Genomic DNA, 25,057 nt, shown 5'->3' with positions numbered 1-25,057 from the left:
CGATGAACGCCACCGATGCCCTGCGCGACACCTGGCTGCAGACCCGCGAACGGCTGCAGGCCTCCCACTTGCTCGGCGACGATGACGCGGCCTTGTCGGTGCGTTGCCCGGGCGCCACGCAGATGTGGATCGGCAGCGCCACCGCGTCAACGCCGCTGCTGCTGGACTGGCGCGAGGATGCCGCGCTGGATGCGGCGCAGCGCCTGCATGCGCAGGTCTATGCGCAGCGTGGCGATGTGGGGGCGGTGGCGTGGTCGGCCGGTGCCTTCGGCCACTGCCTGGCCGACTGCGGCGGCGCATTGCCGCAGGTGTTCGACGAACAGGCGCGGCATCTGGGGCCGATGCCGCCGCCGGTGCGCGCGGCCGAGGCGGCGGCCACGCTGGCCGGGGCGATCGGCAATGCCGTGCTGGTGGCACGGCGGCCGCTGTGCCTGGGCACCAGTGCGCGTCGCCTGGCGCTGAACATCGCGTTGTTCGAAAAGTGCGCCAAGGCGTATGTGCTGGCGGTGGCCACCGGAGGACCCACCCGGCAGCTGCCGTGGTGGGTGCGTCGCATCGCCAACGGGCGTCTGCGCAAGGACCAGGTACGTGCGAGCGCCGCATTCGCCAATGGCGCCCTGCCCACCGAAAGCACGGCCTACTGAGGGCATCGCATGCGCAGCAGTCATCCACCCGCGTTGTCCGCCATGGCCGTTCCCGCCTCGCAGGGATTGCCGTCCGGTTTGTTGATCGGTTCGATCGCCCTGCTCATCCTGGGCGTGCAGCCGATCCTGCTGGGAACATTGGTCGAGCAGAAGCTGATCACGCTCTCCGGCGTGGGCATCGTGGCAATGGGGGAGATCGTCGCGCTCGGCCTGGGCGTGGCGCTGGGCGATGCGCTGTTGCCGCACCGCTGGCAGCGCCAGGTCGCCGTGCTGGCGGCGCTGTTGGCGGCACTGCTGGACCTGGCCACCACCCAGGCGGTCGGCGACACCGCATTCGTGCTGGTACGCGCAGCTGCCGGCCTGGCGGAGGGGCTGCTGCTGTGGGTGGCGACCCTGACCATCGTGCGCGCGGCCAAGCCGGATCGGGTCACCGCGGTGTTCATGCTGACCCAGGCGGTGGCGCAGATCGCACTGGCGAACCTGCTGGCGTTGTGGGTGCTGCCGTCCACCGGCTGGAAAGGCGGTTTCGTGGCGCTGGGCGCGGTGACGCTGTGCGCGGCCCTGCTGACACCGTTGCTGCCGGCGACCCTGTCTGCGGTGAGCGCAACCGCGCCGGCCAGCCGCGTGCGCTGGTCGCCGACAACCCTGTTGCCCTTGCTGATTGCCTTCGTGCAGATGGCCGCGACCGGCGCGCTGTGGGCGTACCTGGAACCGTTGGGGTTGCGCGCGGGCCTGGATGCCGGGGCGGTGCAGGCGCACACCTCGCTGGTGCTGGCGATGCAGATCGTCGGCGCGCTGGCGGCGATCTGGTGGGTGCGCCGGCTCGGTCACGCGCGCACCCTGGTGGTCGGCAGCCTGGTGCTGGCAGCGGTGGCGGCCATCATGGCGCGTGCGGCGCCGGCCGGCACTGCCGCGTTCACGGTTGCCTGCGTGGGCTTCGGCCTGGTCTGGATGTTCCTGATGCCCTTCCACGTGGGCCTGGCGTTCGGTGCCGACGCGCATGGCCGGGTGGCGGTGCTGGTGCCGGCGGTGCAGTTGCTGGGATCGGCAGCCGGCCCCTTGCTCGCTTCGCTGCTGCTACAGCACGATGATCCGGCTCCGGTACCGGCGTTCAGTCTGGCCGCCGCATTGCTGGCGGCGGTCCTGGCGGCGGCAGCCGGCCGCGACCAGCGCCGCCGGGCGCCGGCCGGAGCGCAGCAGAACAGGGGGGATCGATGAGCGACAGCGTGTGCGGAATGGGCCGCAGCGTGCCGGCGCGTCCGGCGCGCCGGTCGCGGATGCGTTTGCAGTGTGTGCGCTTGCAGCAGGGGCGTGCGCGTCATGCACGCTGACCTGGACGTCTGCGCCGAGGACATCGCGGCAGTGTTCGCCGCCCAGCAGCCGGTGGCCGCGGCCTGGCGCAGTTCCACCGCCGCGCAGCGGCGCGAGCGCCTGCGCGCGTTGCGCAGCGCGCTGCTGGCGCGGCGGCAGGCCCTGTATGCCGCCTTTGCCGGCGACTTCGGCAAGCCGGCACTGGAAGTGGAGCTGAGCGAGCTGTTGCCGGTGGTCGACGAAATCGCCGCCGCCATCGCCGGGCTGCCGCGCTGGATGCGCCCGCGCAAGGTGTCGCCCACCTTGCTGACGCTGGGCACGCACGCGCAGATCGGCTATCAGCCCAAGGGCCGCTGCCTGATCATCGGCCCATGGAATTATCCGGTTGCCACCGTGCTGGGGCCGCTGGTCTCGGCGCTGGCGGCAGGCAACACCGCCATCCTCAAGCCGTCCGAATTCACCCCGCAGGTCAACGCGGTGCTGCGCGAGCTGCTGGCCGAGGCGTTCGACCCTTCCGAAGTGGCGATGGTGCAGGGCGGGGTGGCCACTGCGCAGCGCTTGCTGGCCTGCCCGTTCGACCATGTGTTCTTCACCGGCTCACCGGCAGTGGGGCGGCAGGTCATGGCCGCCGCTGCCGCCCAGCTGGCCTCGGTGACGCTGGAGCTGGGCGGCAAATCGCCGGCCATCGTCGACCGCAGCGCCAACCTGGAACGCGCCGCGCAGGTGCTGGTGTGGGGCAAGCTGGTCAATGCCGGGCAGACCTGCATCGCGCCCGATACGCTGTTCGTGCATCGCGAGGTCCGCATGGCGCTGCTGCAGCGGTGCCGCGAACTGCTGGCGCAGCGCTACGGCAGCAGCGCTGCGGCGGTGGCTGCCAGCCCCGACCTGGCGCGCATGATCCATGTCGGCCATGCGGCGCGCCTGGCGGCCCTGATCGATGAAGCGCGCGCTGCCGGTGCCGAGCTGGTGGCCGGCGGCGAGCATGACGTGGCGCAGCGTTTCATCGCCCCGACGGTATTGGCCGATGTTCCGGAACACGCGCGCATCGCGCAGGAAGAAATCTTCGGGCCGGTGCTGCCGGTGGTGACCTTCGACCATCTCGACACCGTGCTCGCCGGACTCGACGCCGCCGCCAAGCCGTTGGCGCTGTATCTGTGGAGCAACGATGCCGCACAGGTCGCCCGCGTGCTGGCGCGCAGCAGCTCCGGCAGCGTGGTGGTCAATCACTGCCTGCAGCAATTCATGCACACCGGCTTGCCGTTCGGCGGCATTGGCCAGTCGGGGATCGGCAGCGCGCATGGCATGCATGGATTCAAGGCGTTTTCGCACGAACGTGCGGTATTGCGCGGCGGCCGCCTGCTGACCGCGCGGGCCTTCTTTCCGCCGTATCGGGGCTGGCAGCACCGCGTGGCCACCGCATTGACCGCCTGGCTGGCCCGCAGATGACGCGCGCGGCACAGATCGCCCGCGACGCAGCGCGTATGATGTGGCTCTGGCAAACACCGGCCGTGCAGGCGCATGGCTTGGCGGTGGCATGGCGCTACTGCAGACGATGGACGCCGCCTGGCCGGCGCAATGCAGCAGCGACGCAACGGCGCAGGTGCAGTCGCGGTGGTCTGGCCGACGCATCACTCCGTGTTCGAGGAATCCCCCGCCCATGTCCACGACCAAGTCCCGTCCGCGCGCGCCGCTCAAGGCGCCCGCGCCCAGGCTGACCGGCAACAAGCTCCCGGCCCAGCATCGCGCGACCGAGACCTACGAACATATCCTGACGGTGACCGCGCAATTGCTCGGCGATGTCGGCGTGGAACGGCTGTCCACCAATCTGGTCTGTGCGCATGCCGGACTGACGCCACCGGCGCTGTACCGCTACTTTCCCAACAAATATGCCTTGTTGTCCGAGCTCGGCACGCGCCTGATGCAGCGGCAGAACGCGCTGGTGCCCAAGTGGATCACGCCGCAGGCGATGTCCGGTTCGCGCGAACAGGTGCAGCAGGCGCTGACCGGCCTGGTGCTGGAGACCTACCGGGTGACCAAGGCCACCGAGGGCGGTGTCTGGATCCTGCGCGCGCTGCGTGCGGTGCCGGCCTTGCAGCAGGTGCGCCTGGACTCGCACGCGCAGGTCACCAAGGCGCAGGTGCGCATGCTCGCCGAATTCTTTCCCGATGCAGACCCGCGCCAACTGCGTCTGGTCAGCCGCATCGTGGTGGACCTGATCTATGCGACCGTGGAGCTGCTGTTCGATGTGCGACTGAGCAGCCGTGCGGTGGCCGAGACAGTCGGCACGATGATCGCCGGCCACGTCGAGCAGTTGCGCGATGCAACGGCCGATGTGCCGAAAGGCAGCGCTGTGGAGCGCCGGCGAGGTTCGCCACCGGCAAGGCGTTCAAACCGCGCTGGGTGATGGGCCGGCAGCGGGCGCGGTCGTCAGAGCCTGCGAAGGACGCGCCTTCCCTGCACCGAGGCATCTGGCAGGTGCAATGCGGCTGCTCGCAGGCGCTGAATGCCGCAAGCACACCTGCGCCGCATGCAACGCTCAGGGCAATGACGGCAGCACGAGCAGATCCTGCAGTTCCGGTCCGCCGCCGCGGTTGCCGCTGCCTGCGGCGATGTACAGATCCTCGCCCACCTGTGCCGCCTGCGTGCCGTGCCTGCCGCGCGGCAAGGCCGGACCGGTCTCCCACCGCGCGGTGGCCGGGTCGTAGGACTCCACCTCCGCGTGGCCGGCGACCTGGGCCGTGCTTTCGCCGCCCAACAGCATGACCCGGCCGTGATGCGCGACGGTTGCCGCGCCCGCGCGCGGGGTGGGCAGCGTGGCATCGGCCACCGACCAGGTGGCCTGCCGCAGATCGTAGATATCCAGCTGCGGAATTGTTTGCGACAGCGTGTCGCCGGTGTCGTGCGAAGACCGGCGCCCGCCGCCCGCGTAGAGCTTGCCGTCGAGCACCACGGCCTGGAAGTGATCGCGCGCATGCGGCGCATCGGGCAGGCGCGTCCAGCGCTGGGTCCGCGTGTCGAAGGCGTCCAGCCAGGGCACATAGCCGCTGTTGTGGCCACGCGTATTGCCACCCACCAGATACAGCACTCCGTCGTGCGCGACGGTACCGGCCGAACCGCGGCGGCGATCGGCAGGAATCTCCGCGCCCGTCTGCCAGCGGTCGGTGGCCGGGTCGTAGATCAGCAGATGCGTCAACGCCGCTTCGTTGGGATAGTCGCCGGTAAACCCGCCCACCAGATAGAGCTTGCCTGCCCAGACCGCCGCCTGGGCGTGGTTGACCGCCAATGGCGGTGCGCTGCCGCGCGACCAGCGCCGGGTGCGGGTATCGAAGATATCCAGCGGGCGTTCGCCGCGACCGCCGAGCAAATACAGGCGCTCGCCAATGGCGGCCATGCTGTTTTCGTGGCGTGCGTGCGGCTCGCCCTGCGCCTGCACCGCGCGCCATTGCTGCTTGCTGGTCGATCCGGCTGGTTCGAGGTCATTGGCCTGCCCGCTGACAGGCATGCTTGCGGTCACCACGAGCAGGAACACCGCGCAGAAAGACGTTGCCAAGCGATGCATCGGTGTTCCTTGGTTGCAAAGAGCGGCCAGTCTACTTACCTGTCGACGCACCGCCATAGCAGAAAGCGGACAGAGCCGCGACGCGCGTAGCGACCGCAACAGTGCGGCGCTGCCACCACGCTGACGATGGCAGTGGTCGATCATCTGCATTGCGGTGTTGCAGCCGGATACGCAGTGCACTTCATCAAACCCAGTGCATTTGCTGCTTGCAAGTGCCAGGGGAGACGCCGGCTCTTCACGTCCGACAGCACCGCGTATGCAAACACTACCGCGACCGCAATGACAGGAGACCTGCGTGACGCGTTCCCCGACAACTTCCCGTTCGGCGACAACGCCGCCCAAGAGCGTCGCCGCTGCAGCGGCGCGTGGACTGCGCCTGCGCGAGCAGCACGGCCGTGGCGGTACCGCCGTTGGTGTGGCGCGTGCGCGCGATCTCTCCGCGCAAACGTCGCTGTCTGCACAGACCATTGGACGCATGCATGCGTACTTCGCGCGACACAGCGTGGACAAGAGCGGCAAGGGTTGGGCGGATGCCAAGGCGCCATCGGCCGGCTACATCGCCTGGCTGCTCTGGGGCGGCGATGCAGGCCAGCGCTGGGCAGCGCGTGTGTACGCGCGCCTGCACCAGGCAAGCGCGACGAAGGGCGCCAGCAGCGGAAATGGCTCGAAAAAGACTGCTGTAAAGAAGGTTAAAGCAAAGAAGAGTGCAACCAGGCAAGCCGCAGCCAAAAAAACGGCGACCAAGAAGTCAGCAAAAAAGACAGTCGCAAAAAAGACCGCACCGAATAAGCGCACCACGAAAAAAACGGCGGCCGCAAGCGCCTCTGCCAGAAAGACTGCATCGTCCAAGGTCGCAAGCAAGGCAAGCAAGGCAAGCAAGAAAGCTGCAGCAAGGAGCAGCGCGGCTGAGAAGAAAGGCGCGACCAAGAAAGCGCCATCAAGGCGCACTGCGGCCAAGAAGAAGAGCACCTCCACAGCTGCGAAACAGCGTGCAGGCAAGACGTCCGCGCCCTGGAGCACGTCCAGCCCAAAGAGCGCTTCGCGCTCCAAGCCACTGTCTGCATCGCAGAAGACCCAGGCCCGCAAGCGCGCAAAAGCCGCAGGCCGCCCATATCCGAATCTGGTGGACAACATGGCCGTCGCCAGCAAGCGCAGCACGAGCAAGCGTGCGGCCAAGTCCGGCGGCACGAAACAGCGTGCAGGGAAGAAATAGCGGTATCGTTAACGCGCGTTTGTGCGTGCTGCGCTCGGAGGTGCGGCGGCACAGGCCCGTCTCTTGTCGGCATGCCCCCGGTCCGAGGCAGTGCCGACTAAGCCGTGGAGCGGTGGCGCTTGCTGTCGCCCCGGCATCGGTCCGAGCAGTACTTCACCTGGTCCCACACACGCTCCCACTTCTTGCGCCAACGAAACGGCCGCCCGCATTGCACGCAGACCTTCTCCGGTAGATCCTGTTTTTTGCGTGTTGCCATAGGCTGGAAGGACTGGGACACGTGTCGGTGCAGGGGGGTGCAAAGCATGTCATAGCGAGGTCCACTGCAAAATGCCGTCTCGGACTTCATGCAGGCAGCTGCCCAGAACACAGCAGTACATGGGCGGGGAGACCGGCGCGCACGCTTTGTTATAGTTCGCAGGAAGCGGTTTGGCGGCATGTCTCGGACATCGCAAGGCGGCACGCTCACATTCTCAAACAAGGACGTGCGTGAAAACATTGTTGCTGGTCGCGTCGGCCCTTTTGTACGTTGCCGCACTCTGCCTTCCTGCACTGCATGGTGGTGCCGAGCACGTGAGCGGCGTTGTCCTGCTCCTGTTCGGCTGGATCCAGGTGCTCGACGGCCAATGCGTCGCCTGGTTAGGCAACCTGCTGTTCTTCAGTGCGTGGCTCTGTTACCTCTTCAAATCAGATAGGACGGCATTGGGCCTGCTGCTGTCGGCATGCCTGATCGGCATGGATACCTTTCGTGCCACCCGCTATCTGAAAAACGAAGCCGGACACGAAGTGATGATCGACCGGATAGGCGCAGCCTTCTACGTATGGGAGCTGAGCTTTCTGGTCCTGGTGATCGTAGTGCTGATGCGTCTGTCGGAGACGCGTGGCGTCACGCGACCGAATACGGTTTGATACCGTAACCGCCGCCAGGACTTTTAAGGCGCGTGGGGAGCGAGCCTGTCACTTCCATCGAGCTGCTCACATAAGCGCTTCTGAAGCTTGGACACACGGAGGTTGGTCATGGACACCAGCATCAATGTAGAAACGCAAACCATCCCGACCCTGCCGAGCCGTTCGATTCCGCAGACGGTGGCGTTCTATCGGCAGCTGGGCTTTGTCGGCGATGCGCATCCGCATGATGCAGGTTACGCAATCCTGCGACGTGGCGATGTGGAGCTGCACTTCTTCGCGCATCCGGACCTGGATCCGGCCGGCTGTTATGCGGGCTGTTACATCAGGGTAGGCGATGTGGATGCCGTCCACGCAGCGATGAAGCTTGCCGCCTTGCCCGAGCAAGGCATTCCACGGCTCGACCCGGTTGGCGACAAGCCCTGGGGCATGCGTGAGTTCGCCATCGTCGATGAGAGCGGCAATCTGCTGCGGATCGGGCAGGTGATCGCGTCCGGGTGATGCATTGCGTGGGCGAGGCGACTGCACTGCTCGCCCCGCCTGATTCCACCGCTCGCCAATGAGATGGTGCTGTGCACCGTCTTACACGTCACCCATCGACCCAAGGGCGTGTGTCACTTCAGCAGGGGTGGCCATGCCGAGCGCTGCATAAGCCGCCTGCAAGGACGCACGAAAACGTGCGTCTGCGGGCAACGATCCGAACACCGCCTCCAATGTCAGAAAATCAGCGACATCATGACCTGCATCGCCAGTCGCGTTGCGGCCAAGCGCGCTGAGGACATCGTTCAACGGGTCGGTCAGCGGAACGCCGTTGTGCGCCTGCCTGCGGACGAAATGCAGCCACGCCGCAACGGCCAGGCATAGGCGCTGGATCGGTCGGCCGGTAGCGAGTGCGTCGCCGATCGTGCCGAGCAGGCGCACCGGGAGTTTCTGCGAGCCGTCCCAGGCGATCTGGGCGAGCAGGTGCCCAATGGCGGGATTGCGAAAACGGGCAAGGATGGCGTCGCTGTAGCGTTGCGCATCGAAGCCCTGCATGGCCTGCAGGGTGGGCGCGATCTCCGCGCGCATCAACGTTTCCACGTATGCGGCAAGTTCGCGGTGACGCATGGCCTCGGCCACGGTTTCCAGGTCCAGCAGGCTGCCGAGATACGCCAGCGCCGAGTGCGGCGCGTTGAGCAGACGCAGCTTGGCGCGCGCGTAGCCGGCGATGTCTTCGCTCAGGGTGACGCCGGCGTGCTCAAATGCGGGGCGACCATTGCTGAAGCGGTCTTCGATCACCCACTGGCTGTAGCGCTCGCGCTGGATCGGCCAGGCATCGTCCACGCCAAGCTGATCGTGTACGCGCGTGCGCAGCGCGTCATCGGTGGCGGGCGTGATGCTGTCGACCATCGAGCGCGGGAACGCTGCGTGCTGCGTGATCCATTGCGCAAGCGCGGGGTCGGTCTGTTCTGCAAGCCGCACGACCGCGCGCTGCAGCAGCGTGCCGTTGTCGGTGAGGTTGTCGCAGCTCAACGCAGTGAACGGCGCGGTACCGTTGTGCCTGCGCTGCTGCAGGCCGGCGACGAGGTAGCCGATGGCACTGCGTGGACTCGCGGGATGGGCGATGTCGTGGGCGATGTCCGGATGCGAGAGGTCGAGCGTGTCGCCGGCCAGGCAGTAGCCTTTCTCGGTGATGGTCAGCGTGACCAGGCGCACTGCCGGGTCGGCAAGGCGCGCGAGCACGGCGGCGTGTTCGTCTGCGGCGCACAGTACTTCGCGGATGGCACCGATGACGCGCAGCTGCGGGTGTTCGTCGAGCAGGGCGAGGGTGTACAGACCATGCTGTGGGCGCAAGGCATCGCGCACGTGCGGGCGATGCAGCGAGACGGCGCTGATGGCCCAGCTGGGGTCTTCGGCAAGCAGGTCGTCGATATAGACGGCCTGGTGAGCACGGTGGAAGGCGCCTGCGCCGAGATGCACGATGCCGATGGTGGTTCTTGCCAGGTCATAGCTGGGCCTTGAAACCACCGGCGGCAATGTGGCCAGGGTGTCGCGCGAAAGACGTGGTGCTTGCATCGTGTCGCCTGTGAGGTAGGAGTGTTTGGAGGAAGGGCTGCGCCGAACCCTCACCCCAACCCCTTTCCCGCAAGGAGAGGGGATTTGCAGCAATCGCGGCCGAAGGAGTTGTCGATCCACGGCCGCATGGCCAGGGTGTGGGCGGCTGTTACTTGTCGGTCACGGTAAAGCGCTGCCTGGCGCGGATATCTGCACTGGAGGCGCCGATCTGCACTTCATAGGCGCCTGGGTCCACCGCATACGCCTTGCGCTGCGCGTCGTAGATGCGCAGCGCGTTCTTTGCGTCGAGGGTGAAATGCAACGCGCGCTGCTCGCCCGGCTGCAGGGCGATACGTTGAAATCCGTGCAATTCCTTGCCGGCACGTTCGCGTTGCGGGGTGAGCGGATGCAGATACAGCTGAACCACCTCATCGCCTGCGCGTTGGCCGGTGTTCTTGACCGTGACGGTGGCAGTGAGCGAGCCATCGGCTGCGATGGTGGTGCGGTCCAGGCGCAGGCCGGAATAGGCGAACTGCGTGTACGACAGGCCGTGGCCGAACGGATACAACGGCGTGCCGCCGAAGTAGCGGTAGGTGCGGCCGCGCATGGCGTAGTCGTCGAACGCCGGCAGGGTTTCGCTTTCCTTGTAGAACGTCACCGGCAAGCGGCCGCCCGGGTTGGCATCGCCGAACAGCGTGTCGGCCACCGCGGTGCCGCCGCGCTGGCCGGGATACCAGGCCAGCAGGATCGCCGGCAGGTGCTGCTGCGTCCAATCGATGGCCAGCGCCGAGCCGGTGGTCAGCACCGCCACCACTGGCTTGCCGGTGGCCTGCAAGGCTTCGAGCAGGTCGCGCTGCGGCTTGGGCAGGCGCAGGTCGGTGCGGTCGCCGCCGGCAAATCCGGGGTAGTTCACCTTCATCTCTTCGCCTTCGACATCGCCGGTCAGGCCACCGACGAAGACCACCACATCGGCGCTGCGCGCCACGTCCAGCGCCTCCTGCAAGGGCGGCTTGGCCCCGGGTTGGCGCCAGGCTAGGCGCACCCCGGCATCGCGCTCGCCTTCGAAGTATTCCAGCCGCACCTGGTAGGCACGGCCGGCCTGCAGCTGCACGTCGACGCCATCGACGTGCAGGCGGTCGCTGGTGCTCCAACGGTCGATCACCGGCTTGCCGTCCAGGTACAGGCGTACGCCGTCGTCGGCGGCTGCTTCCAGGTGGTAGGTGCCGGTGGTCGGCGGGACCAGCTGGCCGCTCCAGCGGATGCTGAAGTTGTCCGCCGGCACCGCCTCGCTCGGGCCAGCCTCGCCACGCGCCAGCAGATTGTCGGTCGGCGAACCGCGGTCCCATTTGAAGCCGATTTGCGCATCCACGCGCACCAGGGCCGGCGTGCCGGACAAATCGCGGTTGCGAAAATACTCGCCCCGCAAACCGCGTTCGGGCGAGTTGGCCGACGGCCGCAAGTATTGCGGTTCGATGAGCGGCGTGGCGGCGGGGTCGTCGCGCCCCTCGACCAGGTCGGCGCCGCGCGCGTACAGCACCTGCGCATTTGGGGCCGCGGCGCGGATGCCTTGCAGCACGGTGACCGGCGCGGCCGGCGTGCCGTAGTAGTTGCCGAGCAGTGCCATGGTGTCATCGGCGGTGGGGCCGATCACCGCGATGCGCTTGAGCTTGGCCCGCGACAACGGCAACAGGCCATCGTTCTTCAGCAGCACCAACGATTCGCGCGCGGTGCGCCGCGCCAGCGCATCGTGCGCCGGCGATTGGTTGACCGAGGCGGGAATCGTCGACCACGGCAACTGTCCGGGCGGATCGAACATGCCCAGGCGCATGCGCGCGGTCATCAAGGTCGTCAACGCGGTGTCGATCTGCGCCTCGTCGATCAGGCCCTGGCGGACCGCCGCCGGCAGGGTGGAATACTCCTCCCCGCATTCCAGTTCGGTGCCATGCTTGACCGCCAGCGCGGCGGCTTGTTCGCGGGTGGCGACGATCTTGTGGTGCTTCCAGATATCCACGATTGCCCAGCAATCGGACACCACGTAGCCCTTGAAGCCCCATTGCTGGCGCAGCACATCCTGCAGCAGGAACTTGCTGGCACTGGCCGACTCGCCGTACACGCGGTTGTAGGCACCCATCACCGCATCCACCTTGCCGTCCTTGACCAGTGCCTCGAACGCCGGCAGGTAGGTCTCGTACAGGTCGCGCTGGGAGGGGCGCGCATCGAAGTGGTGACGATCGGCTTCCGGGCCGCTGTGCACGGCGAAATGCTTGGCGGTGGCGTCAAGCTTGCGGTACGGCTCACCTTGCGCGTTCTTCGGTGCGTCGGCGCCTTCGCCCTGCAGGCCCTGCACGAAGGTCACGCCCATGCGCGCGGTGAGGAAGGGATCTTCGCCGTAAGTTTCCTGGCCGCGGCCCCAGCGTGGATCGCGGAAGATATTGATGTTCGGCGACCAGAAGGTCAGCCCCTGATAGCGCGCGTGCTGGTTCTGGCGCAGGAACTGATGATGCTTGGCACGCGCCTCGTCGCTGATGGCGGTGGCGACCTCGTGCATCAGCGGCAGGTCGAAGGTGGCGGCCATGCCGATCGCCTGCGGGAACACCGTCGCCCCGCCGGCGCGCGCCACGCCATGCAGGGCCTCGTTCCACCAATCGTAGGCCGGCACCCCCAGGCGCGGAATCGCCGGCGCAGCGTTCTGCATCTGCGCGGCCTTTTCTTCCAGCGTCATGCGCGACACCAGATCGGCCGCGCGTTGTTCGAAACTGCGTTGGGTATCCAGATACGGCGGCGGTGTCGCTGCATGGGCAGCGCCTGCGGTACATGCCAGTGCGAGCAGGACACCATGCGCGAGCGAACGAAACGGGGCGGGCGGATGCGAAGGCATGGTCAGTCCTGTGAAGGGCGGTCGGGATGCGATTGGGCGAATGGCCCGATCACGCTGCCGACGAAGCCGCCGGCCTTTTCGGTGCTGAGAAAGCTGGCGTCGTCGTTGCGGCGTAGCCATTGCCAGCCGCGGCCATCGGCATCGAAGGCGAAGCTATACGCACCACCATCGCCGCTGATCTGCAGCCGCAGCTGTGCAGTGGCCGGGATGCGGGTCTGCGCCAGCGTGGTGGTGGCCGCGCCCTCGCGCTTGTCCAGAAACACCTGGACGGCATCGCCATCGCGACGGGCGCCGAGTGCATACCACGCGGTCGAATTCTGAAATGCGGCCAAGCCTGCACTGATGCCCGCCTGGGTCGGGACCTCCAGTGCGGTGCTGGCGGTGAAACGCAGATGTTGCTGGCGGCGTGCGAGAAACGCGGGCGTGCCGGTACCGTCCAGCCCCTGGCTGCTGGCATGCAACGTCAACCAGCCTGCCCGCGTGCGCAGGTCGGCCACGTCGTGCTTTGGCACGCGCACGGTCAGCCATTCGCGTTGCAGCGTGGCCTGATCGAAATCGTCATGCCAGACGAAGTTGCCCGACAATGGTGCCTGCGTGGCAACTGCCTTCATGCCTGCGGGCGCCTTGGCGATGTAAGGAATCGGCTGTCCCGCCGGCAGGATCGAGGGCCAGCCATCGCGCCACTGCACCGGCAGCAAAAACGTTTCGCGCCCGGTGTTGTAGTGATCGCCGCGATACGGACGGCTTGCGAGAAACACCGCCCACCACTGCCCGTCCGGTGTGTCGACCAGGTCCACGTGGCCGGCGTTGCTGACCGGATGCGCGCGCCCGGCCGGCAGATCGCGTTGGGTCAGGATGGGGTTGTTCGGTGCCGGTGCATACGGCCCCCACACGTTGCGGCTGCGCAACACCACCTGCGAATGCTGCGGCCCGGTGCCGCCCTCCGCACATGAGAGGTAGTACCACCCGTCGCGTTGATACAGGTGCGGGCCTTCGATCCAGATCGGCTTGCTGGCCAGGTCCACGCCGCCATTGAGCAGCACCTTGCGCGGGCCGACAGGCGCATTCTTCGCGATATCGAAGCGCTGCATCCAGATCGCGCGATGCCCGTCGTACAACGGCGTGCCTTCCGGCGGGCCGTTGTTGAGCAGGTACGCGCTGCCATCGGTATCGAAGAACAGGGACGGGTCGATGCCGTCGATGCTGGGCAACCATGTCAATGCCGACCATGGGCCCGCCGGATTGCTGGCACTGGCGATGAAATTGCCACCGCTGTCGACCGAGGTACCCACCACGTAAAAACGCCCGTCGTGATGGCGGATGCTGGCGGCATACATGCCGCGCGACATGCGCAGCCCGTCGTAGTCGAGCTGCTCGCGGCGTTCGACCACGTTGCCGATCTGGGTCCAATGCACAAGATCGGTGCTCTCCAGCACCGGGATCGCCGGAAAGTACGTAAACGTCGAATTGACCAGGTAATAGCGCTCTCCCACACGCGTGATGCTGGGGTCCGGGTAGAAACCGGCCAGCACCGGATTGCGGTAGTGCCCGGCCGGCAGCGGCGTGGCGAACACCGCATCGTCGCCGCGGTACTCGAACCAGTCGAACGCAACATCGGCAGCGGCCTGCGCCTGCGCGTTCGCAGGCACCCCCAAGGCCATCAGTAGGGCCACACACGTGGCAGAAAACGCGCGCATCACCAATCCCACATCGCGCCGTCTTCCAGTCGCGCGATCGGCAGCTGCTTGGGCACGTACGGATACTTCGCTGCAAGCGCTTCGTCGATGTCCACGCCATGCCCCGGGGTTTCGCCGCAGTGCAGGCGGCCATCGCGGAATTGGTAGTCGTGCGGGAACACCGCATTGGCCTCGTCGGAATGGAACATGTATTCCTGGATGCCGAAGTTGGGCACCCAGGTGTCGAAGTGCAGGGCCGCGCCCATGCACACCGGCGAAAGGTCGGTGGCGCCGTGAAAGCCGGTGCGCACCTGATGCAGCGCGGCGAAATCGGCCAGCCGGCGCACATGGGTGATGCCGCCAGCGTGGACGATCGTGGTGCGGATGTAGTCGATCAGCTGCTGTTCGATCAGGTGCTTGCAGTCCCAGATCGAGTTGAATACCTCACCCACTGCCAGCGGCGTCACGGTGTGCTGGCGAATGATCTCGAACGCGCGCTGGTTTTCCGCCGGGGTGGCATCTTCCAGCCAGAACAGCCGGTACGGCTCCAGGTCGCGGCCCAGGCGTGCGGCTTCGATCGGGGTGAGCCGGTGGTGCGCGTCATGCAGCAGTTCGATCTCGTCGCCATGGTCGGCGCGCAGTTGCTCGAACAGGCGCGGCAGGACGCCGAGGTAGCGCGGCGTGGACCATACGGTTTCGGTCGGCAGTTCGCTTTCGGCCGGTTCGTACGGCTTGCCGCCGACAGAAATGCCGTAGGTCTTCTTGATGCCGGGAACGCCGCACTGTGCGCGAATCGCGATAAAGCCCATCTCGCGGAAGCGGCCCACTTCGTCGCTGGTTTCGGCGATATCGCGCCCGTTGGCATGCCCGTACACCAGCGCACCTTCGCGCGAGCGCCCGCCAAGCAGCTGATACAGCGGCATGCCGGCCATCTTGCCCAGGATGTCCCACAACGCCACATCCACTGCGGCAATCGCGCTCATCGTCACCGGTCCGCGCCGCCAGTACGCGCCGCGGTAGAAGAACTGCCAGATGTCTTCGATGCGCCCGGCATCGCGACCAATCAGGTTCGGCACCAGGTGTTCCTGCAGATACGCGGCCACCGCCAGTTCGCGCCCGTTGAGCGTGGCATCGCCCACGCCGGTGATGCCCGAACGCGTGCGGATTTTCAAGGTGACGAAATTGCGCCCCGGGCAGGTGACGATGACGCGCGCCTCGACGATCTCGCGGTCGCGGGCAGAGCCTTGCAGCGGTGCAGGGGAGTCGGAAGTCTGTGACATCGTGATCTCGCTCAGGGGGAAGAGGTGGCAGTGATGGGAAGTTCGAACGGGCCGGCCGGCAGGCCGCTGCGGTCGTACAAGGTGCACACCGGGCTGTCGGCCCAGCAGTAGCGCACGCGCGTTGCGGTCATGCCGGACGGAATGCGCACGCTGACATCGTGGCCCTGCAGTGTGGCGCTGGCATAGCGGCAAGTGCCGGACGCCTCGCCGCACAGCTCGAAGCCGATCGGTGCGTCGTTGCCATAGCTCAGCAAGGTGGTGTCCACGTCATTGAAGCGGATGCGCACGCTGTCGCGCTCGCGCTCGCGCTGCACGCTGCGCGGCACCGGGCCGGACGGCGCAATCGCCTCGCCATACACCACATGCCGCGCCGCGCGCGCCAGGCGCCGGCCCAGCTCCTGCTTGTTGGCCGGATGGATGTCGTAGCGGTCGCCGATATCGATCGCCACCGCCAATCCTGCGTGCGCGTCGCTGGCCACAAAGCGTCGCTGCGCCTCGCGCAATTGCGCCCAGCCGCTGTCGGTCGGCTGGGTAGGCGGTGCGCCGTAATTGGCCAACTGCACCACCAGCAACGGCAGGCCTGCACCGAAGCGCTGCCGCCAGTCGCGCTGCCAGGCAGTGAGCAAGGCCGGATAACGCGCTGCATCGCCGGTATTGGATTCGCCCTGGTACCACAGCACGCCGCGCAGGCCCAGGTGTTCCAGCGGCGCGATCATGCCGTTGTACAAGGTGGTCAGCCCGGCGGCCGACGACCACGGTGCGCGCGGTGGCGTGCCCACTGCCTGCGGCACGATGCGGTATTGCCAGGGCGCGTCCAGTGCCACTGTGCTGCCGTCTGCAAATTGCAGTGCGCGCGATGGCGCGTCGCCCAGCAGCCCGCCGCGGCGATAGGTATTGAGCACATTGAGCACGATGCTGTTGCGCCCGGCATGCAGCAGTCCGCGCGGTAGCGCATAGCGACGTGGTTGATCGGCGCCATAGCTGCTGCCCACGCCGCGTCCGTTGACCCAGGTCTGGTCCAGTTCGTCCACCGGCCCGAGTCGCAACGAGGCGTCCTGTGCGGCCTGTGCCGGGGTCAGCTCGACGCTGGTGCGGTACCAGACCATGCCGTTGAAGCCGACCAGTTGCGGCACGCCCCAGTCGTCCCATGCGCCCAAGGCCGGCGGCGCATCCTGCCAATGGCCAGGCGCATCCGGCTGCCACGGTTCGCCTTCGCCATGGGCACGCCACCAGCGTTCCCACAGCGCGGCCCACCGCGGTGCGGCCGCCACCGGGTCGGTTGCATAGCGCGCCAGCACATCCAGCGCCGGACCATCGTCGCCGGCCGCACGCAGGGCCTTGTCGCCGATCCAGGCCTGCAGTTGCGACCCGCCCCATGACGCATTGATCAACCCCATCGGCACGTCGACCTTCTTCTGCAACTCGCGTGCGAAGTAGTAACAGGCAGCCGAAAAGTCCTTCACCGTCTCCGGTGTGGTGCGCTGCCAGGTTGCAGCGCCGCCGAAACCGCGTTGCGGTGTCGGGCTGGATTGCGCGGGCACCTTGAACATGCGGATGCTGGGGTGCTCGGCATCGGCAATCTCGCTGCGCGAATCCAGCGTGCGATGCACCTGCAGTTCCATGTTCGATTGCCCCGAACACAGCCAGACATCGCCGATCAGCACGTCATCGATCTGCTGCATCGCACCGTTGGCAGTGCTGGCCTTCAGGCTGTACGGGCCGCCGCCGGCGTGCGCGGGCAAGCGCGCCTCCCAGTGACCTTGCCGGTCTGCGCGCGCCTGCACCTGCGCACTGTCCAGTTGCACGGTCACACGCGTGCCCGGCGCCGCATCGCCCCACAGGCGGATCGGCGCATCGCGTTGCAGCACCGCATGGTCCTGAAACACCGGATGCAGCAGCGGCGCATCCGCGGCGCGCGCAAGTTGCGGCAGCAGCAACGCCGACAGCGTGCCGATCAATATCTTTACGCGACATGCGCTCACTTCGGATTCCCCGGTGCATACGGAAATGTCAGTGCCTGGTAATACGCCAGCGGGTGCGCCGGCGGGCTGACGCCTGCAGGCAGCGGGCGCCCGGACACGCTCTGGAAATAAGCGATGCTGGCATCGCGCCACCACTGCGCCTCACCTTGCTGGATCGCCAGAAAATCGGCGACCTGCTGGTAGCGCTGTGCATCGATCTTGCCGGCCAGATGCTGCCAGGTCGTGCGCATCGCAGCGACCTCGGCCACGCCATGGTCGTAACGTCGCACCAGTTCGTCCCACAGCGGTCTGCCGGAGGCCATGCGGTGATCCCACGGCACATGATGGAACCACAGCAGCAACGGCTCGGGCACGCGCCGCACATCGCCGAACTCGCGCGCCACCGGCGGCGCATATTGCGCAACGGCATTGCTGCCGCTGGCGCTGCGGTCGAAGCCGATCCCGTTGCGGTCGGCGCGGTGGTAATACACCGGATCCCAGTCCGGACGTTCGCTGCCGGCATCCCACGGCGCCGGGCCGTAATGGTGGCCGCGCCCCATCAGGTGATGCAGACCGAGCGGAGTCATGTAGTCCACCACTGCCTCGCGCGAACGCAGCATCATGCCGACCACCGGCTCGACCACTGCCGGATCGTTGGAAAAGGTCATGCGCGTCCATTCCTGCGCAATGGCCTGCGGCGACAGCTGCGGGTCCCACGCCAGCCGCCCGTACGCGTACCAGTTGGCCTGATCGAAGATCGAGCCGCTCCAGTTGCGATCGGCGCCGATATTGGCCACACCGGCGATCCCGGTCAGCCGTGTGCGTTTGCTCTCGGCGAACAAGCTGCCATCCACTGTCTTTGCAACGGTCGAGCCCTTGCCGCGCGCATAGGTGTCGGCTTGCAAGGTCTCGGAAAACAGCGGGCCCAGATAGGCCAGATGGGTGGAAAAGCCCAGATATTCCTTGGTGATCTGAAACTCCGGCATCAATGGCGTCCTGCCCATCGCACCGAACAATGGGTGAAACGGCTCGCGTGGCTGGAAGTCGATGGCCCCGTTTTTCACCTGCACGATCACGTTGTCGGCAAACGCGCCATCCAGCGGCACGAACTCGCTGTAGGCCTGCTTGGCGCGGTCGTCCGGTTGCTCATGCGAATAGACGAAGGCGCGCCACATCACCACCCCGCCGTGCGGCGCCAGGGCATCGGCCAGCAGGTTCGCGCCATCGGCGTGGCTGCGTCCATAGTCCTGCGGGCCGGGCTGGCCTTCGGAGTTGGCCTTGACCAGGAACCCGCCGAAATCCGGAATGCGCGCATAGATGGCGTCGGCGGTATCGCGCCACCAGCGCCGTACCTGCGGGTCCAGCGGGTCGGCGGTTTTCAGGCCACCGATTTCGATCGGTGCACTGAAACGCGCGCTGAGGAACACACGAATCCCGTACGGACGAAACACCTTCGCCAGGGCGGCCGCCTTGTCGAGGTATTGCGGCGTCAGGCTCCAGGCCTTGGCGTTGACGTTGTTGAGCACGGTTCCATTGATGCCCAGCGACGCATTGGCACGTGCGTAGTCGGTGTAACGCGGATCCAGATAGCCAGGCAGCGCCTGCCAGTTCCACAGCGACGCACCGGCATAGCCACGTTCCACCAGACCATCGAGATTGTCCCAATGATTGAGCATGCGCAGCTGCAAGCGTGGCGACGCGCGCACATCCAGCGCTGCGAGCGATTGCCCGGTCTGCAGCAGACGCAACAGGTGGAAGGTGCCGTATAGCACCCCGAGATCGCTGCCGCCGACAATGGCGGTGATGCGATGCCCATGTACCTCGGCGCTCCGAATCAGATAGCCGTCGCGGCCCAACTGGCCTGTATCGAGCTTCAGGGCGGCAATCTGTGGCGCGCTGGCGGCGCCCAAGACGATGGCGCCATCTTGCGTTACCGCGTCCACGCGCGGCGGTGTGCGTCCCAATAATCCCTGCAGGCCGCGCGCCAGTTCATCGCGTGCTGCATGCAGGGTGGGCGAATCGCCAACGACGACCAATTGACTGGCACTGTCACGCAATTGCGCGGCATTGGCCAGCGGTTGGTAGCGCAACCATAGATCGTAGCCATCCTCCGCATGCGCGTTGGCGCCGATCAACAGACCACTGCATAACAGCGCCGCCCACATCACTGCCTGCAGCGTAAATGCGCCGACACCCGTGTTGCGCCGCTGCATTGCAGACCGGCTCATGCGGCATGCTCGAGCGTCACCGGCGCATGCAGGCGCATATCGCCGCTCTGCCTGCTTCCCGGTACCATGGCTCGCATCGTCATACCTGCACCCGGCGTCCGCGTTACCGCAGCAGCGCCCGTGCATCCCGCAGCTTTCGCACGCATTTGAAGAGGCCACGCTTGGAGAAGGTCAGGAAATCGGTCCGCCGCACCAGCCGCGCGACCACCATCGACGAGGTGGCAGCGCTGGCAAAGGTCTCGCCGATGACAGTCTCGCGCGTGGTCAACAACACCGGCAGCGTGCGCGATGCCACCCGCGAACGGGTCATGCGCGCGGTCGACAAGCTGGGCTACACGCCCAATCTTGCCGCCAGCGCACTGGCGGCCGCGCAGAGCACGCGGATTGCGTTGATCTACAGCGATCCCAGCGGTGCCTACCTGCGCGAGTTGCTGCTGGGCGTGTTGCGGGTGGCATCGCGTACGTCGATCCAGCTGGTGATCGACTGCTGGGACGACCTGGACGCCGATGCCGAACGCAAGGCCGCGCGCAAGCTCGCCAAAGGCGTTGCCGGTGTGATCCTGCCGCCGCCCTTGTGCGAATCCAGGGCCGCAGTGCTGGAATTGGTGCGCGCCAAGGTGCCGGTAGTGGCGATCGCCTCCAACCATTTCAGCCCGGATGTCGCGTGTGTGCGCATCGACGAATTCGCTGCTGCCAAAGAGATCACCGAGCACCTGATCGCACAGGGGCATACGCGCATCGGCTACATCGCCGGGCATCCGAACCTGTCGGCCAGCACGCGGCGCTTCGAAGGCTTTCAGGCGGCGCTGGCCGACGCCGGTCTGCGCCTGGATCGGCACCTGGTGCAGCCGGGCGACTACACCTACAAATCCGGGCTGGTTGCCGCGGAAAAATTGCTGGCGCGCAAACGTCGCCCCAGCGCCATCTTCGCCAGCAACGACGACATGGCCGCCGCGGCAATCTCGGTCGCGCACCGGCGTGGGCTGGATGTGCCGCGCGATCTGTCGGTGGTCGGGTTCGACGACACCTCTGCCGCCACTGCGGTGTGGCCCGAAATCACCACCGTGCAGCAGCCCATCGCCGCCATGGCCGATGCCGCGCTGGACATCTTGCTGAAGACGATTCGTGCCAAGGAGCGTACGGCAAGGATGGTCGATCATGTGGTCGCGCACCTGCTGGTCAAGCGGGATTCGGTGGCCGCACCGACAGCGGACGATGCGGCCGAGTCAACGTAGCGATCAGACCCCTGCATGCCGCAAGCCGGATGTGGTCGCCTCGCAGGCTTGCATGCAACACACCGGCATTGCCGGTGTGCGCTCACGTTTCTGGTGACCGCGCATCACATTGGCAGCCATTGCTGGCCGCCGCAGTGGTAGCTGGCCCACCGTCGCAATGCAGACGGTCATTGCACGCGCCAGGTGAGGCGAAGCGCGTGCAGTGGCAATGCTCAACGCGTCAGATACTGATTGATCAGGTTTTCATACGCTTCCTGGCGGCCGCTGAGCTGCTGGGGCGCATTGCCGGCTGCATGCTTGGCCAGATCGGCCAGCGTGGTCTTGCCTGCGGCAAAGTCCGCGCCGGCGCCGCTGTCGAAGCTGGCGTAACGCTCGGCGCGCCACTGTTCCAGCGGCGAGGCGGTCAGCAGCGCGTTGGCCACTTCCAGCCCGCGTGCGAACGCGTCCATGCCGCCGATGTGGGCCAGGAACAGGTCCTGCGGGTCGGACGATTCGCGACGCACCTTGGCATCGAAGTTCAGGCCGCCCGGTGCCAGACCACCCTGCCGCAGTACCACCAGCATCGCGCCGACGGTGTCGTACAGATCGGTCGGGAACTGGTCGGTGTCCCAGCCGTTCTGCGGGTTGCCGCGGTTGGCGTCGATGCTGCCGAGCAGGCCGGCATCGGATGCCACCTGCAGGTCATGCTCGAAGCTATGGCCCGACAGCGTGGCGTGGTTGGCCTCGATGTTGAGCTTGAAGTCTTTGTCCAGGCCATGCTGGCGCAGGAAGCCGATCACCGTGGCGCTATCGAAATCGTACTGGTGCTTCATCGGCTCCATGGGCTTGGGCTCGATCAGGAAATTGCCCTTGAAGCCAATCGCACGGCCGTAATCACGTGCCAGGGTGAGGAAGCGCGCCATGTTGTCCTGCTCGCGCTTCATCTGCGTGTTGTGCAGGCAGGCATAGCCTTCGCGGCCGCCCCAGAACACGTAGTTCTCGCCACCGAGTTCAACGGTCGCATCGATCGCGGCCTTGACCTGCACCGCCGCACGCGCCACGACATTGAAGTCCGGGTTGGTCGATGCACCATTCATGTAGCGCGGATGCGAGAACAGGTTGGCCGTGCCCCACAACAGCTTGATGCCGGTGTCGGCCTGACGCTGCTTGGCGATGCCCACCATGTGTTTGAGATTCTTTTCGTACTCGCCGATGTCGTCGGCATCCGGTGCCAGGTCGATGTCGTGGAAGCAGTAGTAGGGCACGCCGAGCTTGGTGAAGAACTCGAACGCCGCATCGGCCTTGGCTTCGGCACGGTTCAACGCGGTAGTGCCCGCATCCCACGGATACGCCCGCGTGCCCGGGCCGAACGGGTCGGCGCCATTGCCGCAGAAGCTGTGCCAGTAGGCCACGGCAAAGCGCAGATGCTCGGCCATGGTCTTGTCGCCGATGGTTTTGTTGGCGTCGTAGACCTTGAACGCGAGCGGGTTGTCCGAATCGCGGCCTTCGAAACCGATCTTGCCGATGCCGGGGAAATATTCTTTCGCGCCGATGTACACGGTGTTGCTCATGGGGTGAACTCCTGCAGCAGGGGAGGGAAGAGAAGGAAAGCGTTACACCGGGACATCGGCATCAGCGCACAGGCCATGGCCACTTACGCGTTGCGCAGCGCGCATGGCACCGGCAACCGATGCGTCCGCGCGACTGCCATCGGCATCCAGCCAGAAAATGTTAGCGCTACCACAACTGCGACTGAAAAAAGCCGCGCGTTGTAGCGAAGCTGAAGATGCCATGCCGGTCCCGGGTCAAGCGACCTGCCGACTGTACCGAGCCTGCCGCAGAAAGGCTTGCTGCGCTGCGAGATACGAGCTGTGCTGTGGCACCGCACCAGGCAACGCGGGTCAATGGAGGCGGCCCGCAAGCAACAATGCGCGCAGCTACCGTGCGCATTGCACGCTGACGACTGCATGCATCTGCGGACAAAAACCCGGGCTGCCGGCACGTGGTTACCTTGCAACGGCCGCAGGACACCATGTCCAGGCAACAGGTCTGCCTCGACCGGCGCCATTGCAGCCGTCGGTGCCGCTGCCGCGTCAACGTCCAATGCGTCACAAGGGCTGCGTGTCGGCGTGCCACCCCCGCGCGCAGCCAACCCCGTCGCCTGCCAGCCCCCGGCAGCTACAATAGCCGGCTTATGACCGCTGTCCTGCCGCTGCCGCAACCCCTGGCCGACCCCGCACCGCGCGACCCGCGCCAGCGGTTGCAGCGCGAACAGCTGCGCCTGGGCAAACGCCTGCAGCGCCAGGTCGGCCAGGCGATTGCCGATTTCGGCATGATCGCACCCGGCGACAAGGTCATGGTCTGTCTGTCCGGCGGCAAGGACAGCTACACCTTGTTGGACATGCTGCTGCAGTTGCAGCGCAAGGCGCCGGTGCCGTTCAGCCTGGTGGCGGTCAACCTGGACCAGAAACAGCCCGACTTTCCCGCCCATGTGCTGCCGGCCTACCTGCGCGGGCTGGGGGTGCCGTTCGATATCGTCGAGCAGGACACCTATTCGGTGGTCAGCCGGGTGATTCCGGCCGGCAAGACGATGTGTTCGCTGTGCTCGCGGCTGCGGCGCGGCGCGCTGTATGCCTACGCGCAGACGCATGGCGTGACCAAGATCGCGCTCGGCCATCACTGCGACGACATCGTGGCCACCTTCTTCATGAACCTGTTTCACCACGCGCGGCTGGCGGCGATGGCGCCCAAGCTACGCAGCGACGACGGCGCGCATGTGGTGATCCGCCCGCTGGCCTATGTGCGCGAAGCCGACATCGCGGCGTACGCGCAGGCGCGGCAGTTCCCGATCATTCCGTGCAACCTGTGCGGCAGCCAGGAAAACCTGCAGCGCCAGCAGGTCGGCAAGCTGTTGCAGCAATGGGACCGCGAGTTCCCCGGCCGCGTGGAGCAGATCGCCCGCGCCTTGGGCGATGTCCGCCCCGAGCAATTGGCCGATCGCACGTTGTTCGATTTCCTGGCGCTGGGCCGCAGCGGCGATGCGCCGAGCGATGTTGATCCCGATCCCAGCGCGTGGCTGTCCGCCAGCCACGCCACCCACGACAGCGACTGACGCCGCCGCTCCGGCTGCCGGCAGTCTTCCACCCTCCACGTTTTTCTTCATTCGGTCCAACGCATGTTCTTTCGCAACCTCACCCTGTTCCGCTTTCCCACCACCCTGGATTTCTCCGAGATCGACACCTTGCTGCCGCCGGTGCAGCTCAAGCCGGTCGGCCCGCTGGAAATGAGCTCGCGCGGTTTCATTTCCCCGTTCGGCCGCGACGAGCAGGAAGTGCTCTCGCACCGTCTGGAAGATTTTCTGTGGCTCACCGTCGGCGGCGAGGACAAGATCCTGCCCGGCGCGGTGGTCAACGACCTGCTCGAGCGCAAGGTGGCCGAGATCGAGGAAAAGGAAGGCCGCCGCCCCGGTGGCAAGGCACGCAAGCGCCTCAAGGACGATTTGATCCATGAGTTGCTGCCGCGCGCCTTCGTCAAGAGCTCGCGCACCGACGCCATCCTGGACCTGCAGCACGGCTACATCGCGGTCAACAGCTCCAGCCGCAAGAGCGGCGAGAACGTGATGAGCGAGATCCGTGGCGCGCTCGGCAGCTTCCCGGCGCTGCCGCTCAATGCCGAAGTGGCCCCGCGCGCCATCCTCACCGGCTGGATCGCCGGCGAACCCTTGCCCGAAGGCCTGAGCCTGGGCGAAGAGTGCGAGATGAAGGACCCCATCGAAGGCGGCGCGGTGGTCAAGTGCCAGCACCAGGAACTGCGCGGCGACGAGATCGACAAACACCTGGAAGCCGGCAAGCAGGTCACCAAGCTGGCGCTGGTGCTGGACGACAATCTGTCGTTCGTGCTCGGCGACGATCTGGTGATCCGCAAGCTCAAGTTCCTCGACGGCGCCCTGGATCAGCTCGAACACAGCGAAGACGATGGCGCACGTGCCGAACTCGACGCACGCTTTGCGTTGATGAGCGCGGAAATCCGCCGGCTGTTCCTGTTGCTAGAAACCGCGTTGAAGTTGAGCAAGGCCGAGTAACCGGAACGTCGGACGGTGGCGGCGTTGAGGCGCGATGCGTGGCGCGAATCAAACGCTTTCGGTGCGTCGAGGGCG

Annotated in this window: 19 protein-coding genes; 9 read left to right on the top strand and 10 right to left on the bottom strand. The window is 66.4% G+C overall.

Features of this window, described 5'->3' with window-relative positions; translation table 11 throughout:
* The first annotated feature begins 2 nt into the window (after window positions 1–2).
* The 4 genes from ACCQ15_RS20930 to ACCQ15_RS20915 all read left to right on the top strand — a co-directional run bounded on the left by ACCQ15_RS20930 (window position 3) and on the right by ACCQ15_RS20915 (window position 4,359).
* Window positions 3–644 carry a hypothetical protein gene (locus ACCQ15_RS20930; protein ID WP_372381030.1) on the top strand — a complete coding sequence of 214 codons (642 nt, stop codon included), beginning with the start codon at window positions 3–5 and terminating at the stop codon, window positions 642–644.
* Window positions 645–722: 78 nt separating this feature from the next.
* Window positions 723–1,862: an MFS transporter gene (locus tag ACCQ15_RS20925; RefSeq protein WP_033478785.1), complete on the top strand. Its 1,140-nt coding sequence runs from the start codon at window positions 723–725 to the stop codon at window positions 1,860–1,862.
* A 102-nt stretch (window positions 1,863–1,964) separates the two neighbouring features.
* A complete protein-coding gene (locus tag ACCQ15_RS20920; RefSeq protein WP_372381029.1) occupies window positions 1,965–3,401 on the top strand; it encodes an aldehyde dehydrogenase family protein in 1,437 nt (478 codons plus the stop codon).
* Window positions 3,402–3,612: 211 nt separating this feature from the next.
* Window positions 3,613–4,359 carry a TetR/AcrR family transcriptional regulator gene (locus ACCQ15_RS20915; protein WP_008577994.1) on the top strand — a complete coding sequence of 249 codons (747 nt, stop codon included), beginning with the start codon at window positions 3,613–3,615 and terminating at the stop codon, window positions 4,357–4,359.
* A gap of 132 nt (window positions 4,360–4,491) precedes the next feature.
* On the opposite strand, the gene ACCQ15_RS20910 is transcribed toward ACCQ15_RS20915, so the two are convergent.
* The 3 genes from ACCQ15_RS20910 to ACCQ15_RS20900 all read right to left on the bottom strand — a co-directional run bounded on the left by ACCQ15_RS20910 (window position 4,492) and on the right by ACCQ15_RS20900 (window position 6,983).
* Complete coding sequence (locus ACCQ15_RS20910; protein ID WP_011349097.1) at window positions 4,492–5,514, bottom strand: Kelch repeat-containing protein; 1,023 nt, start codon at window positions 5,512–5,514, stop codon at window positions 4,492–4,494.
* Between the two features lie 552 nt (window positions 5,515–6,066).
* Window positions 6,067–6,600, bottom strand: a complete 534-nt coding sequence (locus ACCQ15_RS20905) for a hypothetical protein (RefSeq protein ID WP_109298472.1) — start codon at window positions 6,598–6,600, stop codon at window positions 6,067–6,069.
* Window positions 6,601–6,824: 224 nt separating this feature from the next.
* Window positions 6,825–6,983: a DUF2256 domain-containing protein gene (locus ACCQ15_RS20900; RefSeq protein WP_011349095.1), complete on the bottom strand. Its 159-nt coding sequence runs from the start codon at window positions 6,981–6,983 to the stop codon at window positions 6,825–6,827.
* A gap of 239 nt (window positions 6,984–7,222) precedes the next feature.
* Between ACCQ15_RS20900 and ACCQ15_RS20895 the strand changes: the two genes are divergently transcribed.
* Both ACCQ15_RS20895 and ACCQ15_RS20890 read left to right on the top strand, forming a co-directional pair.
* Window positions 7,223–7,633, top strand: coding sequence for a hypothetical protein (locus ACCQ15_RS20895; RefSeq protein WP_008577812.1), 411 nt, complete (start codon window positions 7,223–7,225; stop codon window positions 7,631–7,633).
* A 108-nt stretch (window positions 7,634–7,741) separates the two neighbouring features.
* Complete coding sequence (locus ACCQ15_RS20890) at window positions 7,742–8,131, top strand: bleomycin resistance protein (RefSeq protein WP_011349093.1); 390 nt, start codon at window positions 7,742–7,744, stop codon at window positions 8,129–8,131.
* Between the two features lie 81 nt (window positions 8,132–8,212).
* Here the strand turns inward: ACCQ15_RS20890 and ACCQ15_RS20885 are convergent, their stop codons facing one another.
* From ACCQ15_RS20885 to ACCQ15_RS20860, 6 genes are all read right to left on the bottom strand, one after another.
* Window positions 8,213–9,685: a mannitol dehydrogenase family protein gene (locus tag ACCQ15_RS20885; RefSeq protein WP_372381028.1), complete on the bottom strand. Its 1,473-nt coding sequence runs from the start codon at window positions 9,683–9,685 to the stop codon at window positions 8,213–8,215.
* Between the two features lie 148 nt (window positions 9,686–9,833).
* Window positions 9,834–12,542 (bottom strand): glycoside hydrolase family 3 protein, encoded by a 2,709-nt coding sequence (locus tag ACCQ15_RS20880; protein WP_372381027.1) that lies wholly within the window; start codon window positions 12,540–12,542, stop codon window positions 9,834–9,836.
* 2 nt (window positions 12,543–12,544) lie between these two features.
* Window positions 12,545–14,215, bottom strand: a complete 1,671-nt coding sequence (locus tag ACCQ15_RS20875) for a glycoside hydrolase family 43 protein (protein WP_372381595.1) — start codon at window positions 14,213–14,215, stop codon at window positions 12,545–12,547.
* Between the two features lie 23 nt (window positions 14,216–14,238).
* Window positions 14,239–15,498 (bottom strand): D-mannonate dehydratase ManD, encoded by a 1,260-nt coding sequence (manD, locus tag ACCQ15_RS20870; RefSeq protein ID WP_372381026.1) that lies wholly within the window; start codon window positions 15,496–15,498, stop codon window positions 14,239–14,241.
* 11 nt (window positions 15,499–15,509) lie between these two features.
* Window positions 15,510–17,480, bottom strand: coding sequence for a sialate O-acetylesterase (locus ACCQ15_RS20865; protein ID WP_372381025.1), 1,971 nt, complete (start codon window positions 17,478–17,480; stop codon window positions 15,510–15,512).
* On the bottom strand, window positions 17,477–19,672 hold the full coding sequence (locus ACCQ15_RS20860) for an alpha-glucuronidase family glycosyl hydrolase (RefSeq protein WP_372381594.1): 2,196 nt from the start codon (window positions 19,670–19,672) through the stop codon (window positions 17,477–17,479). The genes ACCQ15_RS20865 and ACCQ15_RS20860 overlap by 4 nt, the downstream gene beginning before the upstream one ends.
* A gap of 176 nt (window positions 19,673–19,848) precedes the next feature.
* Here ACCQ15_RS20860 and ACCQ15_RS20855 point away from each other — a divergent pair, with 176 nt between their 5' ends.
* Window positions 19,849–20,922: a LacI family DNA-binding transcriptional regulator gene (locus ACCQ15_RS20855; protein WP_014091472.1), complete on the top strand. Its 1,074-nt coding sequence runs from the start codon at window positions 19,849–19,851 to the stop codon at window positions 20,920–20,922.
* A gap of 212 nt (window positions 20,923–21,134) precedes the next feature.
* Here ACCQ15_RS20855 and xylA read toward each other — a convergent pair whose 3' ends face one another.
* On the bottom strand, window positions 21,135–22,472 hold the full coding sequence (gene xylA / locus ACCQ15_RS20850; RefSeq protein WP_014091471.1) for a xylose isomerase: 1,338 nt from the start codon (window positions 22,470–22,472) through the stop codon (window positions 21,135–21,137).
* Between the two features lie 623 nt (window positions 22,473–23,095).
* Between xylA and ttcA the strand changes: the two genes are divergently transcribed.
* Together ttcA and ACCQ15_RS20840 are read left to right on the top strand one after the other, a co-directional pair.
* Window positions 23,096–24,013: a tRNA 2-thiocytidine(32) synthetase TtcA gene (ttcA, locus tag ACCQ15_RS20845; protein WP_071117341.1), complete on the top strand. Its 918-nt coding sequence runs from the start codon at window positions 23,096–23,098 to the stop codon at window positions 24,011–24,013.
* A 63-nt stretch (window positions 24,014–24,076) separates the two neighbouring features.
* Window positions 24,077–24,982, top strand: a complete 906-nt coding sequence (locus ACCQ15_RS20840) for a recombination-associated protein RdgC (RefSeq protein WP_008577753.1) — start codon at window positions 24,077–24,079, stop codon at window positions 24,980–24,982.
* Window positions 24,983–25,057: the final 75 nt, after the last annotated feature.

It is taken from the genome of Xanthomonas sp. NCPPB 1754 (assembly GCF_041475725.2).
Taxonomy (GTDB): Bacteria; Pseudomonadota; Gammaproteobacteria; order Xanthomonadales; family Xanthomonadaceae; genus Xanthomonas; species Xanthomonas euvesicatoria.
The sequence above is the reverse complement of the archived record's forward strand: the minus strand, read 5'-3'. Positions and strand labels throughout refer to the sequence as shown.